General features: G+C 72.1%; 14 protein-coding genes. 9 read left to right on the forward strand and 5 right to left on the reverse strand.

What is annotated here, in order from left to right; genetic code table 11:
- The first annotated feature begins 104 nt into the window (after window positions 1-104).
- Together pdxH and ACGWYJ_RS31840 are read left to right on the forward strand one after the other, a co-directional pair.
- Window positions 105-842, forward strand: a complete 738-nt coding sequence (gene pdxH, locus ACGWYJ_RS31835) for a pyridoxamine 5'-phosphate oxidase (RefSeq protein WP_395110142.1) — start codon at window positions 105-107, stop codon at window positions 840-842.
- Complete coding sequence (locus ACGWYJ_RS31840) at window positions 839-2,176, forward strand: MFS transporter (protein ID WP_395110143.1); 1,338 nt, start codon at window positions 839-841, stop codon at window positions 2,174-2,176. Before pdxH ends, ACGWYJ_RS31840 begins: the two co-directional genes overlap by 4 nt.
- Here ACGWYJ_RS31840 and ACGWYJ_RS31845 read toward each other — a convergent pair.
- A complete protein-coding gene (locus tag ACGWYJ_RS31845) occupies window positions 2,173-2,913 on the reverse strand; it encodes a UdgX family uracil-DNA binding protein (RefSeq protein WP_395110144.1) in 741 nt (246 codons plus the stop codon). The genes ACGWYJ_RS31840 and ACGWYJ_RS31845 overlap by 4 nt on opposite strands.
- Before the next feature lie 100 nt (window positions 2,914-3,013).
- On the opposite strand from ACGWYJ_RS31845, the gene ACGWYJ_RS31850 reads away from it, so the two are divergent.
- Both ACGWYJ_RS31850 and ACGWYJ_RS31855 read left to right on the forward strand, forming a co-directional pair.
- Window positions 3,014-3,712 (forward strand): metal-dependent transcriptional regulator, encoded by a 699-nt coding sequence (locus tag ACGWYJ_RS31850; protein ID WP_395110145.1) that lies wholly within the window; start codon window positions 3,014-3,016, stop codon window positions 3,710-3,712.
- 335 nt (window positions 3,713-4,047) lie between these two features.
- On the forward strand, window positions 4,048-6,345 hold the full coding sequence (locus ACGWYJ_RS31855) for a SpoIIE family protein phosphatase (RefSeq protein WP_395110146.1): 2,298 nt from the start codon (window positions 4,048-4,050) through the stop codon (window positions 6,343-6,345).
- 32 nt (window positions 6,346-6,377) lie between these two features.
- Here ACGWYJ_RS31855 and ACGWYJ_RS31860 read toward each other — a convergent pair whose 3' ends face one another.
- From ACGWYJ_RS31860 to ACGWYJ_RS31870, 3 genes are all read right to left on the reverse strand, one after another.
- Window positions 6,378-7,373 carry a zinc-binding alcohol dehydrogenase family protein gene (locus ACGWYJ_RS31860; RefSeq protein ID WP_395110147.1) on the reverse strand — a complete coding sequence of 332 codons (996 nt, stop codon included), beginning with the start codon at window positions 7,371-7,373 and terminating at the stop codon, window positions 6,378-6,380.
- Between the two features lie 46 nt (window positions 7,374-7,419).
- Window positions 7,420-8,316 carry a class I SAM-dependent methyltransferase gene (locus ACGWYJ_RS31865; protein ID WP_395110148.1) on the reverse strand — a complete coding sequence of 299 codons (897 nt, stop codon included), beginning with the start codon at window positions 8,314-8,316 and terminating at the stop codon, window positions 7,420-7,422.
- Window positions 8,317-8,466: 150 nt separating this feature from the next.
- Window positions 8,467-8,625 carry a hypothetical protein gene (locus tag ACGWYJ_RS31870; RefSeq protein ID WP_395110149.1) on the reverse strand — a complete coding sequence of 53 codons (159 nt, stop codon included), beginning with the start codon at window positions 8,623-8,625 and terminating at the stop codon, window positions 8,467-8,469.
- A 53-nt stretch (window positions 8,626-8,678) separates the two neighbouring features.
- On the opposite strand from ACGWYJ_RS31870, the gene ACGWYJ_RS31875 reads away from it, so the two are divergent.
- The 4 genes from ACGWYJ_RS31875 to ACGWYJ_RS31890 all read left to right on the forward strand — a co-directional run bounded on the left by ACGWYJ_RS31875 (window position 8,679) and on the right by ACGWYJ_RS31890 (window position 13,310).
- Complete coding sequence (locus ACGWYJ_RS31875) at window positions 8,679-9,074, forward strand: hypothetical protein (RefSeq protein ID WP_395110150.1); 396 nt, start codon at window positions 8,679-8,681, stop codon at window positions 9,072-9,074.
- A gap of 74 nt (window positions 9,075-9,148) precedes the next feature.
- Entirely contained in the window at window positions 9,149-11,182 is a 2,034-nt protein-coding gene (locus ACGWYJ_RS31880; protein WP_395110151.1) for an MFS transporter, read from the forward strand.
- A gap of 76 nt (window positions 11,183-11,258) precedes the next feature.
- Window positions 11,259-12,404: an acetyl-CoA C-acetyltransferase gene (locus tag ACGWYJ_RS31885; protein ID WP_395110152.1), complete on the forward strand. Its 1,146-nt coding sequence runs from the start codon at window positions 11,259-11,261 to the stop codon at window positions 12,402-12,404.
- A 111-nt stretch (window positions 12,405-12,515) separates the two neighbouring features.
- Complete coding sequence (locus ACGWYJ_RS31890) at window positions 12,516-13,310, forward strand: enoyl-CoA hydratase-related protein (protein ID WP_395110153.1); 795 nt, start codon at window positions 12,516-12,518, stop codon at window positions 13,308-13,310.
- Here ACGWYJ_RS31890 and ACGWYJ_RS31895 read toward each other — a convergent pair.
- Window positions 13,307-14,065, reverse strand: a complete 759-nt coding sequence (locus tag ACGWYJ_RS31895) for an IclR family transcriptional regulator (RefSeq protein ID WP_285696877.1) — start codon at window positions 14,063-14,065, stop codon at window positions 13,307-13,309. The two genes, ACGWYJ_RS31890 and ACGWYJ_RS31895, sit on opposite strands and share 4 nt — an antisense overlap.
- Window positions 14,066-14,238: 173 nt before the next feature.
- Between ACGWYJ_RS31895 and ACGWYJ_RS31900 the strand changes: the two genes are divergently transcribed.
- The gene (locus ACGWYJ_RS31900; RefSeq protein WP_395110154.1) at window positions 14,239-16,242 is read left to right on the forward strand and encodes an acyl-CoA dehydrogenase family protein; all 2,004 of its coding nucleotides are present in this window, start codon (window positions 14,239-14,241) and stop codon (window positions 16,240-16,242) included.
- The last annotated feature ends 161 nt before the right edge of the window (window positions 16,243-16,403 follow it).

Raw genomic sequence — 16,403 nt, forward strand, 5'->3', positions numbered from 1 at the left:
GGTGTCCTGCCTTTCTCCTGCTAGTGATAAGGCGGTGCCGTGCCATTGAACCCTGTCCGTCCTACTGAGGAGTACCCAGGTCCCTTTGAGATGCACTACCGCAGGTGAGAGAGTCGGTCTTCGTGGAAAAACCGACACCCGACCCGGCGGGGCTCCGGAAAACCTATGAGGGCGGGGAGCTCGCGGAGGAGGCCCTTCCCGCCGACCCGCTGGAGATGTTCGCGGCCTGGTTCGCCGACGCGGCGGGACTCGCGGCGCTGCCGGAGCCGAACGCGATGGTGCTCGCCACGGCGTCGGCGCGGGCGGTGCCGAGCGTGCGGACGGTGCTGCTCAAGGGATACGGCCCGGACGGGTTCAGGTTCTTCACGAACCTGACCTCCAGGAAGGGACGGGAGCTCGCCGAGAACCCCAGGGCCGCGCTGGTGTTCCCGTGGCATTCGATGCATCGCCAGGTGATCGTGAACGGGCCCGTCGAACGGCTTTCCCGGGAGGAGACCGCGGCCTATTTCCGCACCCGTCCCTATGGCTCGCGGCTGGGCGCCTGGGCCAGCGAGCGCCAATCCGCGGTGATCTCGGGACGCGCGGAACTGGAGGAACGCTGGGCCGAGCTGGCCCGCCGGTGGCCGGATCCGGCCACCACGCCCGGGGGGCCGGAGGACGGCGCGGGTGAGGACGCGGTGCCGCTGCCCGACTTCTGGGGCGGGTTCCGGGTCGTCCCGGAGACGATCGAGTTCTGGCAGGGCCGTCCCAACCGCCTGCACGACCGGCTGCGCTACCGCTGCGTTCCGCCGGGCACCCCGGGACGCGGCGCGATCTGGAAGGTGGAGAGACTTTCTCCGTGAAGTCAGACAAACCCGATCCCGTCCGGCGTGGCGACCGCCGCAGGCTCCGCGGGATCGGGCTCAGCGGCATCGCCATCGACGTCAGGCCGCTGCGCTCCCCCGCCTACCGGCGGCTGTGGCTCGGCCAAGGCGTGTCGTTCATCGGTTTCCAGGTCACCGCCGTCGCCGTGCCGGTCCAGGTGTACGAGATGACACGCTCGTCGTTCTGGGTCGGCGTCCTGGGCGTGGTCAACCTGGTGCCGCTGATCGTCTTCGGTCTGTGGGGCGGCGCGGTCGCCGACCACATGGACCGGCGCAGGCTGCTGTTCGTGTCGTCCTGCGTGACCTGGGTGTCGACGCTGCTGCTCCTGGCCCAGGCGCTGCTGGGGCTGGAGAATCTCGGCCTGATCATGGGCGTGGTGGCGGTGCAGGCCACCGGGTTCGCGATCTCGTCGCCGACCCGGAACGCGATCATCCCCAGGCTGCTGGAGCCGCCGCTGGTCCCGGCGGCCAACACGCTCAACTTCACCGCGAGCCAGATCGGGATGCTGGCCGGGCCGCTGTTCGCCGGGGTGCTGCTGGCCCGCTGGAGCTTTTCGGCCGCCTACGCGCTGGACGCCGTGCTGTTCACGGTCGGCCTGTACGCGGCGCTGCGGCTGCCGGCCATCCCGCCGCTCGGCAGGATCACCGGCACGCCGGGGCTGCGCTCGGTGATCGAGGGCTTACGCTACCTGGCCACCCAGCCGGTGCTGCTGATGTCGTTCGTGGTCGACATCATCGCGATGGCCGTGGCGATGCCCCGGGCGCTGTTCCCCGAGCTGGCCGACACCCGTTTCGGCGGTGGGGAGGCGGTGGGCTGGCTGTTCGCGTCCATCGCGATCGGCGCGTTCGCGGGCGGGCTGGTGTCCGGCTGGATCGGCCGCGTGCACCGCCAGGGCCTGGCGCTGATCGGCTCGATCGTGGTGTGGGGGCTGGCCGTGGCCGCCGCCGGGCTGGCGCACAGCCTGTGGCTGGCCGTCGTGCTGCTGGCGGTCGGCGGCGCGGCCGACCTGGTGTCGGCGGTCTTCCGGCAGACGATGCTCCAGACGTACGCGCCCGACGAGATGCGCGGCCGCCTCCAAGGCGTGTTCGTCGTGGTCGTCGCGGGCGGCCCGCGGCTGGGGGACGTGCGCGCCGGTGCCACCGCGGCGGTGGCGGGCGCCACGGTCTCCTGGGTGGGCGGCGGCCTGGCCTGCGCCGTGCTCGTCGTGATCGCGGCACTGGCCGTGCCGGCCCTCCTGCGGTACGACACCCGCACGGCAAGGCCCGTACGGGTCGACTCCGACGCCCCGGCCACCGACCGTCCCGCGGACTAGGCGAGCGCCTCCGCGGCGACCCTGAGATCGTCCACCAGGCCGGCGTAGACGGCGTCGCGGTCGTCCGCGCGCAGCACGGCCGAGGGATGGATGGTGGCCAGCAGCCGGATCTCGGCGCCGGCCGCCTCCCCGGGGTCGCGGGCGCGCCGCTCCCGCGCGGCCGTCTCGGCGGCCACCTTCGCGGCCTTGGGCCGCCCGATCAGGTCGAGATCGGGCAGCGGCAGCAGCTCGCCGCGCTGCCTGGTCACCCGGAACGAGCCGCCCAGCAGGGCCTTCGCGGCGACCGCGCCCAGCGCCACCACGACCTCGGGGTCCAGCGCCCGCAGCTCGGCCAGCAGCCAGGGCCGGCAGGCCCGCATCTCACCGGCGTTCGGCGTCTCGTGGATGCGGCGCTTGCCGCCGCTCGCGGTGTGCTTGAACTTGAAGTGCTTGACGGCGTTGGTGACGTAGGCGTCGTGCCGGTCGATGCCGGCCTCGGCCAGGGCCCGGTCGAGGATCCGCCCGGCCGGGCCGACGAACGGGGCTCCCTTGCGATCCTCCTGGTCGCCCGGCTGCTCGCCCACGAAGACGACCCGGGCGCCCGGCTCACCGGCGCCGAAGACCGTCTGGGTGGCGTTCTCGTGGAGAGGGCATCCCTCGCACCGCTCCGAGGCCCGCCTCAGGGCCTCCAGATCATGCCGCTCCTCGGGGTCTTTCGGCAGGTAGGGGGTGGCGTCATGGGAAGAATCGGCGTCCATCGTGCGTTACGTCCTACCCGCCGTGCGGGGGATATGTTCGCGCGCACTCCCTGGACGGGTCCGGGCAAGTAAACTCGTGCTCACAAGACTGGAGGGAGCTGTGACCTCACACGGCCTGATCGACACCACCGAGATGTACCTCCGGACGGTGTTCGAGCTCGAAGAGGAGGGGATCGTCCCCCTCCGCGCGCGCATCGCCGAGCGGCTCTCGCAGAGCGGTCCCACGGTGAGTCAGACGGTGGCTCGGATGGAGCGCGACGGGCTGTTGCGGGTCCAGGGCGACCGTCACCTCGAACTGACCGAGAGCGGGCGCGGGCTGGCCACCCGTGTGATGCGCAAGCATCGCCTCGCCGAGTGTCTGCTGGTCAACGTGATCGGCCTGCCCTGGGAGGACGTCCACATCGAGGCGTGCCGCTGGGAGCACGTGATGTCGGAGGAGGTCGAGCGGCGGCTGGTGGCCCTGCTGGACAACCCGACCTCGTGCCCGCACGGCAACCCCATCCCCGGCCTGGACGAGCTGGGCGGCCACGGTGAGGAGTCGCAGGCCCCCGTCTCCGTCATGACCGAGGTGGCCACCGCGTCCGGCGCGCCCGCCGTGATCCGCCGGATCAGCGAGCAGGTGCAGAGCGACAGCGATCTGATGCTTAAACTCAAGCAGATCGGGATACAGCCCGGACGGGAGGTGACCCTCCTGGAGAGCGACGACGGTGTGCGGGTGACCTGTGACGACGAGGACGGCGGTCCGGCGACCGAGCTCTCCCGCGACATCGCCGAGCACGTGTTCGTCAGCCCCCGGTGACGACCCGAGGCCCGCGGAACCGTGCCCGCGGGACAGCGCGGCCCTTCCACCGCTGCACCCAGGTGGACGCTCCGCCGGAGCCGTCCCTGGAGCGGTCTATACCGAAGATCTCCATATCGGCGTGCGGATCGCGCGTATCCGGGTGGCGACTTCGTCGTTCAATACCAGTGAGGTGCGCGCGGCATCGGCGGTGCGAAGCCCGGTGATCGCGTTCCGGGGGGCTCCGCGGACGTCCGCGCCGCGGCGTACGGCAGCGACGAGGGCGGCGAAGGCAACGACGACGGCATCTATGACAGGAGCCGTACCGCAGTGACTTCGGTGAGCAGGGTGGGCGTATGAAGCGTTGGGGGGAGTCGCCGTTCGATGCGCACCTGCCGCCCGAGACCGTCCTGAACCAGATGGAGATGGCGGTCGTGGTGTGCGACCGCTTCAGCAACGTCATCTACGCCAACGCCTTCGCGCGGCAGCTGTTCGGCTTCGGCGGCGACGAGATCATCGGGCATTCGGTGCTGTCGCTGGGCATCGCCGAGGAGGACCACGAGCAGGCCACCGAGCTGGCCCGGCACGTGCTCAAAGGGAACGTGTGGGAGGGCACCTTCTGCAACCTGCGGGCCGACGGCACCTCCGTCTACACCCGCGCGCACGCCGTCCCGCTGCGCCATCCCTCCGGCGCGGTCGACGGGGTGGTGATCCTCGCCCGTGAGGCGCTGCGCAGCAACCAGCGCGAGCAGGAGCGTTACGGCCTGATGGAGCGTATCGGCGAGCGGCTGAGCGGCTCGCTGGAGTTGCAGACCACGCTGCGCCGGGTGGCCGACACGCTGGTGCCGCAGTTCGCCGACCACTGCTTCATCGACCTGTTCAGCGGCGACCGGCTCTACCGCCGGGTGTCGTGGCACGCCGGAGGGTGGGAGCCGCCGCCGGGCACCTGGGCGGAGGTCGGCGAGCCGGTGAGCTACCCGCCCGACCACTTCAACGCCAAGGCGATGAAGCGCCGTGACGCGGTGCTCGTCGAGGACATGGTGCAGCACCGGTTCTCCGCGCCCAACGACGCCGGCAAGCGGCTGGGCGACGAACTGGGCATCACCTCGGTGATCGCCGCGCCGCTGCTGGTGCGGGGCGAGCTGCTGGGCGTGATGAGCCTGGCGCTGTCCAGCCTCACCAAGCGCGCCGACCCGCACTACGACGGGTTCGACCGCGACCTGCTGGGCGCGATCGCGAGCCGGGTGGCGCTGGCGGTGGACAACTCGCTGCTGTTCGAGGAGGAGCGGGAGACCGCGCTGGCGTTCCAGAAGCACCTGCTCCCCGGGGAGCGCCCGCCCCGGCTGGACGGCCTGCAGATCGCCTGGCGGTACGAGCCGGCCCGGCCGCTGGAGTCGCACGGGCACGGCATCCAGACCCAGGTCGGCGGCGACTGGTACGACGTGATCCCGCTGTCGGCCGGGCGGGTCGGGCTGGTCATCGGCGACGTGGAGGGCCGCGGCGCCCGCGCCGCCGCCGTGATGGGCCAGCTCCGGGCGGCGCTGCGGGCGTTCGCCCAGGACGACAAGCCGCCCGCGGAGATCCTGCGCAAGCTGGACGAGTGGGTGCGCACGATGACCCGTCCCGAGCGCATCAGCTCCGGCTGGAACAGCGACGACCTGGTCCGCCCCCCGCTGGTGTCGTGCACGTACTTCGTGTACGACGCCTGGTCGCGGGTGCTGGAGTTCGCCAACGCCGGGCACGACCCGCCACTGCTGATCGCCGATGGCGAGGTCGGCGAGCTGACGTTCGAGAGCGAGGGCGCCATGCTGGGCGTCCGCGCCGCCGGGATGGGCGGGGAGATCTTCTTCACCGAGGAGACCGCCGAGCTGAAGCCCGGCGCCACGCTGGTGCTCTACACCGACGGCCTGGTGGACCGGCGGGCCAGGGAGGACGGCGACTACCACAGCCGCGAGGAGGCCCGTGAGCAGGTGCGGGCCGCCGTGGAGAAGGTCGCGCGCGGGAACGTGGAGGACATCGCCAGGGCCGCCTACGACGCCATCCCCGGCGAGATCAACGACGATGTCGCGATCGTGGTGATCCGTACCGCGGCCGAGGAGCTGGCCGTGGAGGAGCGCACCTTCCCGGCCGAGCCGATCATGGTGTCGGAGGCGCGCCGCCTGGCCGCCGACACCTTCGCGGCGTGGGGCATGCTGGACGAGCAGGCGGAGCTGGCCTGCCTGCTGGTCTCCGAGATCGTGACGAACGTGGTGCTGCACGCCTCGACCAGTCCCGCGCCGCGCCGCGAGCTGGTGCTGGAGGGGATGCCGCTGGTGCAGTTCAACACCGGGTCCGGCGAGTACGGCGACGGCGACCCCGGAGGCCCCGGGTACGGCCCGGGCGCGTTCGACGAGGACGACTGGAACCTGGGCGCCGACCTGGGGCGCAGGGAGCCGCCGTCCAAGGAGTTCCGGCTGCGGCTGCGGCGCGGCGCCGAGGCGATCTGGGTCGAGGTGTTCGACTCCGACATGAGGCTGCCCCGGATCCGCAGCGCGGGCGAGACGGACGAGGGCGGCCGGGGGCTCTACCTGGTCGACCAGCTCGCCAGCCGCTGGGGCGCCCGTCCCACCGCCGACGGCAAGGCCGTCTGGTTCGAGCTGCCGCTCACCTCCTGACGCCGCCTCGTGCCCTGACCTCCTGACCCGCGTCAGGGGACGAGCACGGCCGCCCCGGTGAACCGCCCGGCGGACAGGTCCGCCAGGGCGGTGTCGGCCTCGTCCAGCGGGTACGGGCGGGTCGTGGCCCTCACCCGCATCCGGTCCGCGAGCCGCAGGAACTCCTCGCCGTCCGCGCGGGTGTTCGAGGTGACCGAGCGGACCTGCCGTTCCTGGAACAGGTGCTTCTCGTAGTTCAGCACGGGGACGTCGCTGAGGTGGATGCCGGCGATGGCGAGGGTGCCGCCGCGGTCGAGCGCGCTCAGCGCGGCCGGGACGGTCTCCCCGGCCGGGGCGAACGTGACCGCCGCGTCCAGCGGGCACGGCGACGCGTCGTACACGTCGCCCGCCCACGTGACGCCGAGGGTCAGCGCCAGTTCCCTGGCCGCCGTGCCGCGCGTGAAGACGTACACCTCGGCGCCCTCGGCGAGCGCGACCTGCGCGGCCAGATGCGCGGAACCACCGAACCCCCACAGGCCGAGGCGCCCGCCGGGTGGCAGCTCGGCACGGCGCAACGCCCGGTATCCGATGATCCCCGCGCACAGCAGTGGCGCGGCCTCGACGTCGTCGAGCCCTTCCGGCAGCTTGTAGGTGAACGCGTCGACGGCGATGGCGTACTCGGCGTACCCGCCATGCGCGTCCCAGCCGGTGTAGCGGGAGTTGGGGCACAGGTTCTCGCTGCCGCGGCGGCAGAACCTGCAGGCGCCGTCGGTGCCGCGCAGCCAGGCCACGCCCACGCGGTCGCCGACGTCGTGCAGGCAGCCGGGTCCGGCGGCGGTCACCTCGCCGACGATCTGATGGCCCGGGGTCACCCGCGGCAGGTGGACGGGCAGGTCGCCCTCGGCCACGTGCAGGTCCGTGCGGCACACGCCGCAGGCCAGCACCCGTACCAGCAGTTCGCCGGGACCGGGCTCGGGGACGTCCCGATCGATGAGCCGCATCGGCCCGTCCTGTATCGGTCCCGGTTTCTCCACCACCCAAGCCCGCATGCCACAACGCTACGCCCGAGGCGCCCACGGGAACGGAAGGGCCCGGTCAAATGGGCTCGGCGGCCACATGCGCCCAGGACTGGGTGAACCAGAGCTCCCCGTTGATGATGCGGGGTTTGGCGCCGGTGCGGGGGCCGCCGTCGACCTCGTCCAGCAGCGCGGCGCGGATCCGGTCGGCGGCCTGCGGGTCGCGCGCCCCGGCCAGCCACGGCTCCAGGGGACGTTCCACGGTGAACACGTCCAGGCGGCGGATGCTGGCGCCGGCGGAAGTGATCAGGTCGGTGACGGCGGCGATGGACGGGGTGCCGGGATGGTCGGGGTCGCGGAGCCGTTCCAGCCTGTCCCGGTCCGGCTGGGCCAGGTTGCCGCGCACCAGATCGGCGATGATCAGGCGTCCGCCGGGCCTGCACACCCGTAGCAACTCGCGCAGAACGCGTTCGGGCTCGCCCAGCGTGTAGAGCGAGAACCGGGCGGTGACCAGGCTGAAGCTGTCGTCGCGGTACGGGAGGGCGGTGGCGTCGGCGCGGACCCGCACCGGGTCGGGCGTGCCCCGCCTGGCGATCGCGATGTCCTGGCGCGTGGCGCCGGCCCGCCGCGCGCCGCCGGTCCGCGGCGGATCCCCGCCCTGCCCGGAGCCGCCGCCGTCGCCCCTGCTCGGGCGGTATTCCGGGACCCCGGGGAGCCGTACGGGGCCGGTGCCGAACGTCACGGTGGACGTGCGCCCCCCGGCGTCGCGTCCACCGCCGGAGGATCGGTGGGGCAGCGCGTCCACCGCGGTCACATGGCGGACCTGCGGTGAGAGGGCCGCGGGCATCGGCCCGCGCCCGCGCGCCACGTCGAGGCAGACGTCGTCGGGTTCGGGTTCGGCGAAGTCGAGCAGGCGCCGCAGGTGGGGGGCGATGGGGGCCGCGGGGGCCTGCGTGATCGTCGCCGGTCTCGGCACGTCTGCTCTCCTCGGCTCCGGGCGGCTTCAGGTTGCGGGGCGCTCGGACCGCAGGCGTCGCGTACCGGCGGCCGAGCCGGGTCGAAGCCGGTCTCGAAGGTTATGACTCCCCGTCCCCGAGGTTTGTTCACCTCCCCGGTACGGACTTCGTCAGTCCAGGCTCTGTCCCCACAGCGCCAGGACGACGAGGACGAACACGGTGATGACCGCCGCGCGGCCCGGGACGGGAAGGCGTAGCTTCGACGCGGTCCAGCGCACCACGAAGGCGCCCAGCAGGGCGACGACGGCGAGGGAGAGGATCCCTTCCATGACCGACAGACTAGACGGTCGAATTTCGTTCGGTGCGGGGATAGCCTCGCAGCGTGGCAGATGCGAAGGAAGACGAGAAGCGGGACACGGTGGACGATCTGATGCTCCAGTTGGCCCGGGGACGGGTGGTGTTGGGCGTGGCGGCGTTCACCCTTCCGGGACTGACCGTCCGGCTCATGGGGATGGGGAAGGGCCGCGACCCGGGCCGTGACTTCGTCACCCGGATGTTCGCCGCCAGGGAGATCGCGCTCGGCGCCGGCTACCTGCTCAGCAAGGAGCCGAACCGCAAACTGTGGGCGCGGCTAGGGCTGGCCGTGGACGGTCTCGACACGCTCAACGCCCTGCGCTCGCGCAAGGGACTGCCGCTCTGGGTCACCGCGGGCGCGACCGCCGTCGCCGGAGGCTGCACCGCCCTCGGCACCGCCAAGGTGACACGCGACCTCCTCTGAGCGCGGCGCCGCGCGGGCGCGACCGCCCCGGCGGGCCCCCGTGATGGGGGATCTTGGCTGGGTAGGGGACCGGCATGACTACCGGGGGCGCGACGCTCGGTGGGCCGCCGGCGTCCACGCCAAAGGGCCGGGACCTGTACGTGATCCTCGGCTCGCTGATGCTGACGTTGCTGCTGGCCGCGCTGGACCAGACGATCGTGTCCACGGCGCTGCCGACCATCGTCAGTGAGCTCGGCGGGCTGAACCACCTGTCGTGGGTGGTCACCGCGTACCTGCTGGCGGCGACCGCGTCCACGCCGCTGTGGGGAAAGCTGGGCGACCAGTATGGGCGCAAGCGGCTGTTCGAGACCTCGATCGTCATCTTCCTGGTCGGGTCGGCGCTGTGCGGGCTCGCCCAGGACATGCTCGAACTGATCATCTTCCGGGCCGTGCAGGGGCTGGGCGGCGGCGGGCTGATCGTGCTCGTGATCGCGATCGTGGGGGACGTGGTGCCGCCCCGCGAGCGCGGCCGCTACCAGGGGATGTTCGGCGCGGTCTTCGGGGTGGCCAGCGTGGTCGGGCCGCTGGTGGGCGGGTGGTTCGTGGACCATCTGTCCTGGCGCTGGGTGTTCTACGTCAACCTGCCGATCGGGATCCTTGCGCTGGTGACCATCGCCGCCGTCCTGCACGGGGAGTCCCGGAGGGAGCGGCACCGCATCGACTACGCGGGCATCGTGCTGCTGGTGGGGTGGGCGGTCGCGCTGGTGCTGCTGACCACCTGGGGCGGCACCCAGTACGACTGGCTGTCCCCGGAGATCATCGGCCTGGCGGTGGCGGCGGTGCTGCTGATCGCGGCGTGGGTACGGGTGGAGCGGCGGGCGGCCGAGCCGGTGATGCCGCCCCGGCTGTTCGCCAACGCGACGTTCCCGGTGGGCTCGGCGATCAGCGCGGTGGTCGGCTTCGCGATGTTCGGGGCGCTCACCTTCCTGCCGCTGTTCCTCCAGGTGGTGAACGGCGTGTCGGCGACCACGTCCGGGCTGCATCTGCTGCCGCTGATAGCCGGGCTGCTGACGGCCTCGGTGTCCTCGGGCCAGGTGATCAGCCGTACCGGGCGCTACAAGGTGTTCCCCGTGCTGGGCACGCCGCTGATCGCGGTGGCGCTGTGGCTGTGCTCGCGGATGGACGAGAACACCGGCGCGCTGTCGGCGAGCCTGCGCTTCGCGCTGCTCGGCCTCGGCCTCGGCATGGTGATGCAGGTGCTGATCATCGCCGTGCAGAACGCGTCGTCGTACGAGGACCTGGGCGCGGCCACGTCCGGGGTGACGTTCTTCCGGCAGATCGGCGGGTCGTTCGGTGTGGCGGTGTTCGGCTCGATCTTCAGCAGCGCGCTCGCGCGGAACACCGAGGAGCTGCTGCGCGGCGCCAGGCTGCCGCCGGGATTCAGTCCCGAGGCGGCGCAGGCCGACCCGACGACCCTGAACCGGCTGCCGCCGCGGCTGCACGCCATGCTGATCCACGCCTATTCCGAGTCCATCGGGTCGGTGTTCCTGTGGGCGGTCCCGGTGGCGGCCGTCGCGTTCGTGCTGACCTGGTTCCTGCGCGAGCTGCCGCTGCGGGAGACCGCGCAGGCCCGCGGCGTCGAGGACGCGGTCGGGCCGGCGCCGACCAGCGGCTCGTCCAGGGACGAGATGCTGCGGGCCCTCAGCGAGCTGATGCGCAGGGACCCGCACGCCAAGGAGATGTACGCGCGGCTCGGCTCCCTGGCGGGCGTGGACCTGCCCGCGGGCAGCATGTGGGCGCTGTGCCGGATCTCACGATCGCCGATCGCCGGCGCCGACCTCGCCGCGCTGGCGGACGTCCCGGTCGAGCGGGGACGGCCGTTCATCGACCGCCTGGTCGAGGCCGGGCTGGTCGTCCGGGAGGACGACGGCACGCTGAGGATCACCGAGCGGGGCAGGGAGGTCAAGCGCAAGCTGGTCGAGGCCCAGCGCGCCGCCCTGGCCAGCCATCTGACCGGCTGGTCCCCCGAGGAGCATCCCGAGCTGGCGTCCCTGCTCACCCGGCTGGCCGAGGAGTCGCTGTGGGACGAGACGGGCGCGGAGGCCATCCGGCAGGAGCCGCGAACCTAGCCTGAGGTAACCTCGTACCGACCAACCGAATCGGTTTCGGTTTCCGGGACGGAACCCGACCCACATTGGAGGCGCAGTGGCCGAGGCTTACATCGTCGGCGCGGTCCGTACCCCCGTTGGCACCAAGAAGGGTGCCCTCAAAGATGTCCACCCCGCGGATCTCGGGGCGCACGTGCTCAAGGAACTGATCGACCGTACCGGGGCGGACCCGTCCGCGGTCGAGGACGTCATCATGGGCTGCGTCATGCAGGTCGGCCCGCAGTCCCTGGACATCGCGCGCACCGCGTGGCTGTCGGCCGGGCTGCCCGAGGGCGTGCCGGGCGTGACCATCGACCGGCAGTGCGGCTCGTCCCAGCAGGCCGTCCACTTCGCCGCGCAGGGCGTGCTGTCGGGCACCCAGGACCTGGTGGTCGCCGCCGGCGTCGAGCAGATGGCCATCGTCCCGATGGGGTCCTCGGTCGCCATGGCCCTGGAGAAGGGGATGCCCTTCCCGTACGGCGACGGCTGGGCCGAGCGGTACGGCCAGCAGGAGATCTCGCAGTTCCGCGGCGCCCAGCTGATGGCCGAGAAGTGGGGCTTCAAGCGCCAGGACCTGGAGGAGTACGCGCTGGAGAGCCACCGGCGCGCCTGCAAGGCCATCGAGGCCGGGTACTTCGACCGGGAGATCGCCCCGCTGGCCGGGCTCGCCAAGGACGAGGGCGCCCGTCCCGACACCTCACTGGAGAAGATGGCGGAGCTCAAGCCGCTGCGCGAGGGCTGGGACATCACCGCCGCCGTCGCCTCGCAGATCTCCGTGGGCGCCTCGGCGCTGCTGATCGCCTCCGAGGACGCCGTCAAGCGGTACAACCTCACCCCGCGGGCGCGGATCCACACCCTCGCCGTGTGCGGGTCGGACCCGGTCTACATGCTGACCGGCCCGATCCCCGCCACCGAGAAGGCGCTGGCCAGAAGCGGCCTGAAGATCGACGACATCGACGTCTTCGAGGTCAATGAGGCGTTCGCCCCCGTCCCGATGGCCTGGGCCAAGGACACCGGCGCGTCGCTGGAGAAGACCAACCCCAACGGCGGCGCGATCGCCCTGGGTCACCCGCTCGGCGCCACCGGCGGCGTCCTGATGACCAAGCTGCTGCACGAGCTGGAGCGCACCGGCGGCCGGTACGGCCTCCAGACCATGTGCGAGGGCGGTGGCCAGGCCAACGCCACTATCATCGAGCGGCTCTAGCGGCCCGGCCCGCACGCTCCGGCGGCCCGTGGACCGGCCGCCGGAGCGTGCGGACGCGCCATCGTCTCGCGATGGCCGATGTCGTCGGACGGCTGGGGAGCGGGCTGGGCCATGGACGAGACGATCCTGTACGAGGTCACCGAGCGGATCGCCCGGATCACCCTCAACCGGCCGGAGGCGCGCAACGCGCTCAGCGACCGGATGATCGACGAACTGCTGGCCGCGTTCGCCCGCGCGAGGGACGACGACGGCGTGCGGGTGATCGTCCTCACCGGGGCGGGCGACCGGGCCTTCTGCGCCGGGGCGGACCTCGGCGGGCTCGGCGAGGCCCAGGCGGACGGGCGGCCGGTCGCCGACCCTGACGCGATCCGGCGCAGCGCCCCCTACCGGCTGTTCACGGCGTTCCCCGCGCTCGGCAAACCGATCATCGCGCGGCTGGCCGGGCACGCGGTCGCGGGCGGGCTCGGGCTGGCCGCGTCCTGCGATCTGGTGGTCGCGGCGGACGATGTCACGCTCGGGACGCCGGAGGTGAACGTCGGGCTCTGGCCGATGATGATCATGGCGATCGTCAACCGGAACGTGCCGCCCAAGCACGCGTTCAAGCTGTACTACACGGGGCAGCGGATCAGCGCCGCCGAGGGCCGTGAGATCGGCCTGGTCACCGAGGTCGTCCCGCGCGCCGACCTGGACGCCCGCGTGGACGAGCTGGCCGCGGCGATCGCCGCCAAGAGCCCGCTCGGGCTGCGCAGGGGACGCGACGCGTTCTTCGCCATCGAGGGCCGTCCGCTGGACGAGCAGGTGGAGTACCTGCTGGGCGAACTGGTCGCCCTGGCCGCCGGCGAGGACGCCAAGGAAGGCGTTTCCGCGTTCCTGGAGAAGCGGACCCCCGACTTCAAGGGCCGCTAGACGGCCAGGCTGAGGGCCCGCTGGATGCGGTCGGCGGTGGCCTGGATGCGGTGCGCGGACGCCTGGATCTTCGGGAGCCGCCCGGCGCGGCAGGAGACGGCGAGGGCGCCCACGACCGTGCCGGCGGCGTCGGCGACGGGCACGGCGGCGCAGCCGGTGCCGAGCGCGTACTCCTCGTGGTCCAGGGACACCGTGGCGGGCTCGGCCAGCAGCTCCAGGAGACGCCGCTCGTCGGTGATGGTGTTGGGGGTCAGGTCGACCAGCGGGTGCCTGGCCACGTAGTCGCGGCGGCGGTCCTCGCTGAGCTGGCGCAGCACGCACTTGCCGATCGCGGTGGCGTGCGCCGCCTCGTCGAAGCCGACCCACAGGTCGACCCGGGGCGCGCGGGGGCCGTCGGCGATGTCGACGACGCGGATCTCGTCGTCCACGTGCATGCTGAAGTACGTCGCCACGCCGAGCTCGTCGCGCAGCGCGATCAGCGTGGGGCGGATCCGGGCGAGGGTCTGCTGGGCCTTGCTCCGTCCGTGCAAGGACTGGACGCGGTCGCCGAGGACCCACACGCCGTCGGACAGCCGCATCGCGTACCCCTCGTGGGCCAGGGTGCGCAGCAGGTGGTAGGCGGTGGCGAGCGGAAGGCCGGCCTCGCGGGCAAGCTGCTTGGCCGGGGCGCCGTTGGGATGCGAAGCCACCGCCTCCATCAGGCGCAGCGCCCGCTGCACCGAGGCGATGAGGGTCGGTTTCCGTGTCTCGTCCATCACGGACAGCGAACCCTTCCGCACAGCCCAGGTCAAGGTCTTTGCCGACACTCGCCACAACGTGGCCGTCCGCGCCCGCCGCCCGGAACCGAATGATGGGTCTACTCAAGGGTACGACTCGGGAGTAACTTGCGAGAGAGGCCCGGACGAACGCCCCGGATCCAGGAGCCGGTATGAGCCAGACGAGCGGCCAGACGAGCGGCGAGGCCACCGAGCGCACAGTGGACGAACGCACCGCCAGGAAGGTCGCCGAGGAGGCGCGCGACGCCGAATGGCGTCTGCCGAGCTTCGGCAAGCAGCTCTTCCTCGGGGACTTCCGGCTCGATCTCGTCCATCCCCATCCACGTCCCGACGAGGCCGCCGCCCAGCGGGGTGAACGGTTCCTCGCCAGGCTCAAGGAGTTCTGCGCGACCCGGATCGATCCCGCGCGGATCGAACGGGAGGCGCGGATCCCCGACGAGGTGATCGACGGCCTGCGCGAGCTGGGCGCGCTCGGGATGAAGATCCCGGAGCGCTACGGCGGGCTCGGACTCAGCCAGCTCTACTACGGCCGCGCGCTGATGGTGGTCGGCTCGGTGAACCCGGCGCTGGCGGCGCTGCTGTCGGCGCACCAGTCCATCGGCGTACCGCAGCCGATCAAACTGTTCGGCACGGCCGAGCAGAAGGAGACCTGGCTGCCGCGCTGCGCCAGGCAGATCAGCGCGTTCCTGCTCACCGAGCCCGACGTGGGCTCCGACCCGGCGCGGCTGCACGCCACCGCCGTGCCCGACGGCGACGACTACGTCCTGGACGGCGTGAAGCTGTGGACGACCAACGGCGTCGTCGCCGACCTCGTCGTGGTGATGGCCCGGGTCCCCGAGTCCGAGGGGCACCGGGGCGGCATCTCCGCGTTCGTCGTCGACATGGACAGCCCCGGGATCACCGTCGAGAACCGCAACGCGTTCATGGGGCTGCGCGGCATCGAGAACGGCGTCACCCGGTTCCACCAGGTGCGGGTCCCGAAGGCCAACCTGATCGGGGCCGAGGGCGCCGGGCTGAAGGTCGCGCTCACCACGCTCAACACCGGGCGGCTGTCGCTGCCCGCGGTCTGCGCCGCGTCCGCCAAATGGGCCACCAAGATCGCGCGGGAGTGGAGCCGGGAACGCGTCCAGTGGGGCCGGCCCATCGGACGGCACGAGGCGATCGCGAAGAAGGTCGCGTTCATCGCCGCCACCTCGTACGCGCTGGAGGCCATGCACGACCTGTCCGGGCAGCTCGCCGACGACGAGCGCAACGACATCAGGATCGAGGCGGCGCTGGCCAAGCTGTGGTCCTCGGAGATGTCCTGCCGGGTCGTCGACGAGCTCGTGCAGATCCGCGGCGGACGCGGTTTCGAGACCGCCGAGTCACTGGCCGCCCGGGGCGAGCGCGGGGTACCGGCCGAGCAGCTCTTGCGCGACCTGCGGATCAACCGGATCTTCGAGGGCTCCACCGAGATCATGCACCTGCTGATCGCGCGGGAGGCGGTGGACACGCACCTGTCGGTGGCCGGGGACATCATCGACCCGGAGGCGTCCCGCGGCCGGAAGGCGCGCGCCGTGGCCCGCGCCGGTGGCTTCTACGCCCGCTGGCTGCCGACCCTGGTGACGGGCGCGGGACAGCGGCCCGGCGCGTACGGAGAGTTCGGCCCGCTGGCCAAGCACCTGCGCTACGTCGAGCGCGCGTCCCGCAAGCTGGCCCGCTCCACGTTCTACGCGGCCGGACGCTGGCAGGGGCGCCTGGAATACAAGCAGGGCTTCCTCGGCCGCATGGTCGACATCGGGGCCGAACTGTTCGCGATGAGCGCCGTGTGCGTCCGCGCCCACGCCGACGGACAGAGCGGCGGCACGCCACTGGCGGGTGAGACCGCAACCCTGCCGGGGTCGTCGGCGGTCAGGCTGGCGGACGCGTTCTGCCGGCAGGCACGGGTCCGCGTCGAGGAACTGTTCGACGGGCTCTGGCGCAACACCGACGCACTGGACTCCAAGCTGGCCAAGCAGGTCCTGGACGGCGAGTTCACCTGGCTGGAGGAAGGCGTACTGGATCCGTCCATCCCCGGCCCCTGGATCGCCGAGGCCGAGCCAGGGCCCAGCAAACGCGACAACGTGCACCGTCGCATCCCCGCAAGCGCCGCTCACCGGCCCGCCACCGGAGCGTGACGGCAGGTCGTTTCACAGTATGAAAACGGTCTTCCTGTGCCGCTCGTGATTGATAGGTAAATTTCGGCACGTCCGGCGATCTGCCGAAGCGGGAGCGGGGCGCGTGAACCGAGCCCGGCGCTCGGCTACCCCGTGGCGCGCCCCGTACCTGTTTGTTTTGC

This window comes from Actinomadura sp. SCN-SB, assembly GCF_043906805.1.
In the GTDB taxonomy this organism is placed as follows: domain Bacteria; phylum Actinomycetota; class Actinomycetes; order Streptosporangiales; family Streptosporangiaceae; genus Spirillospora.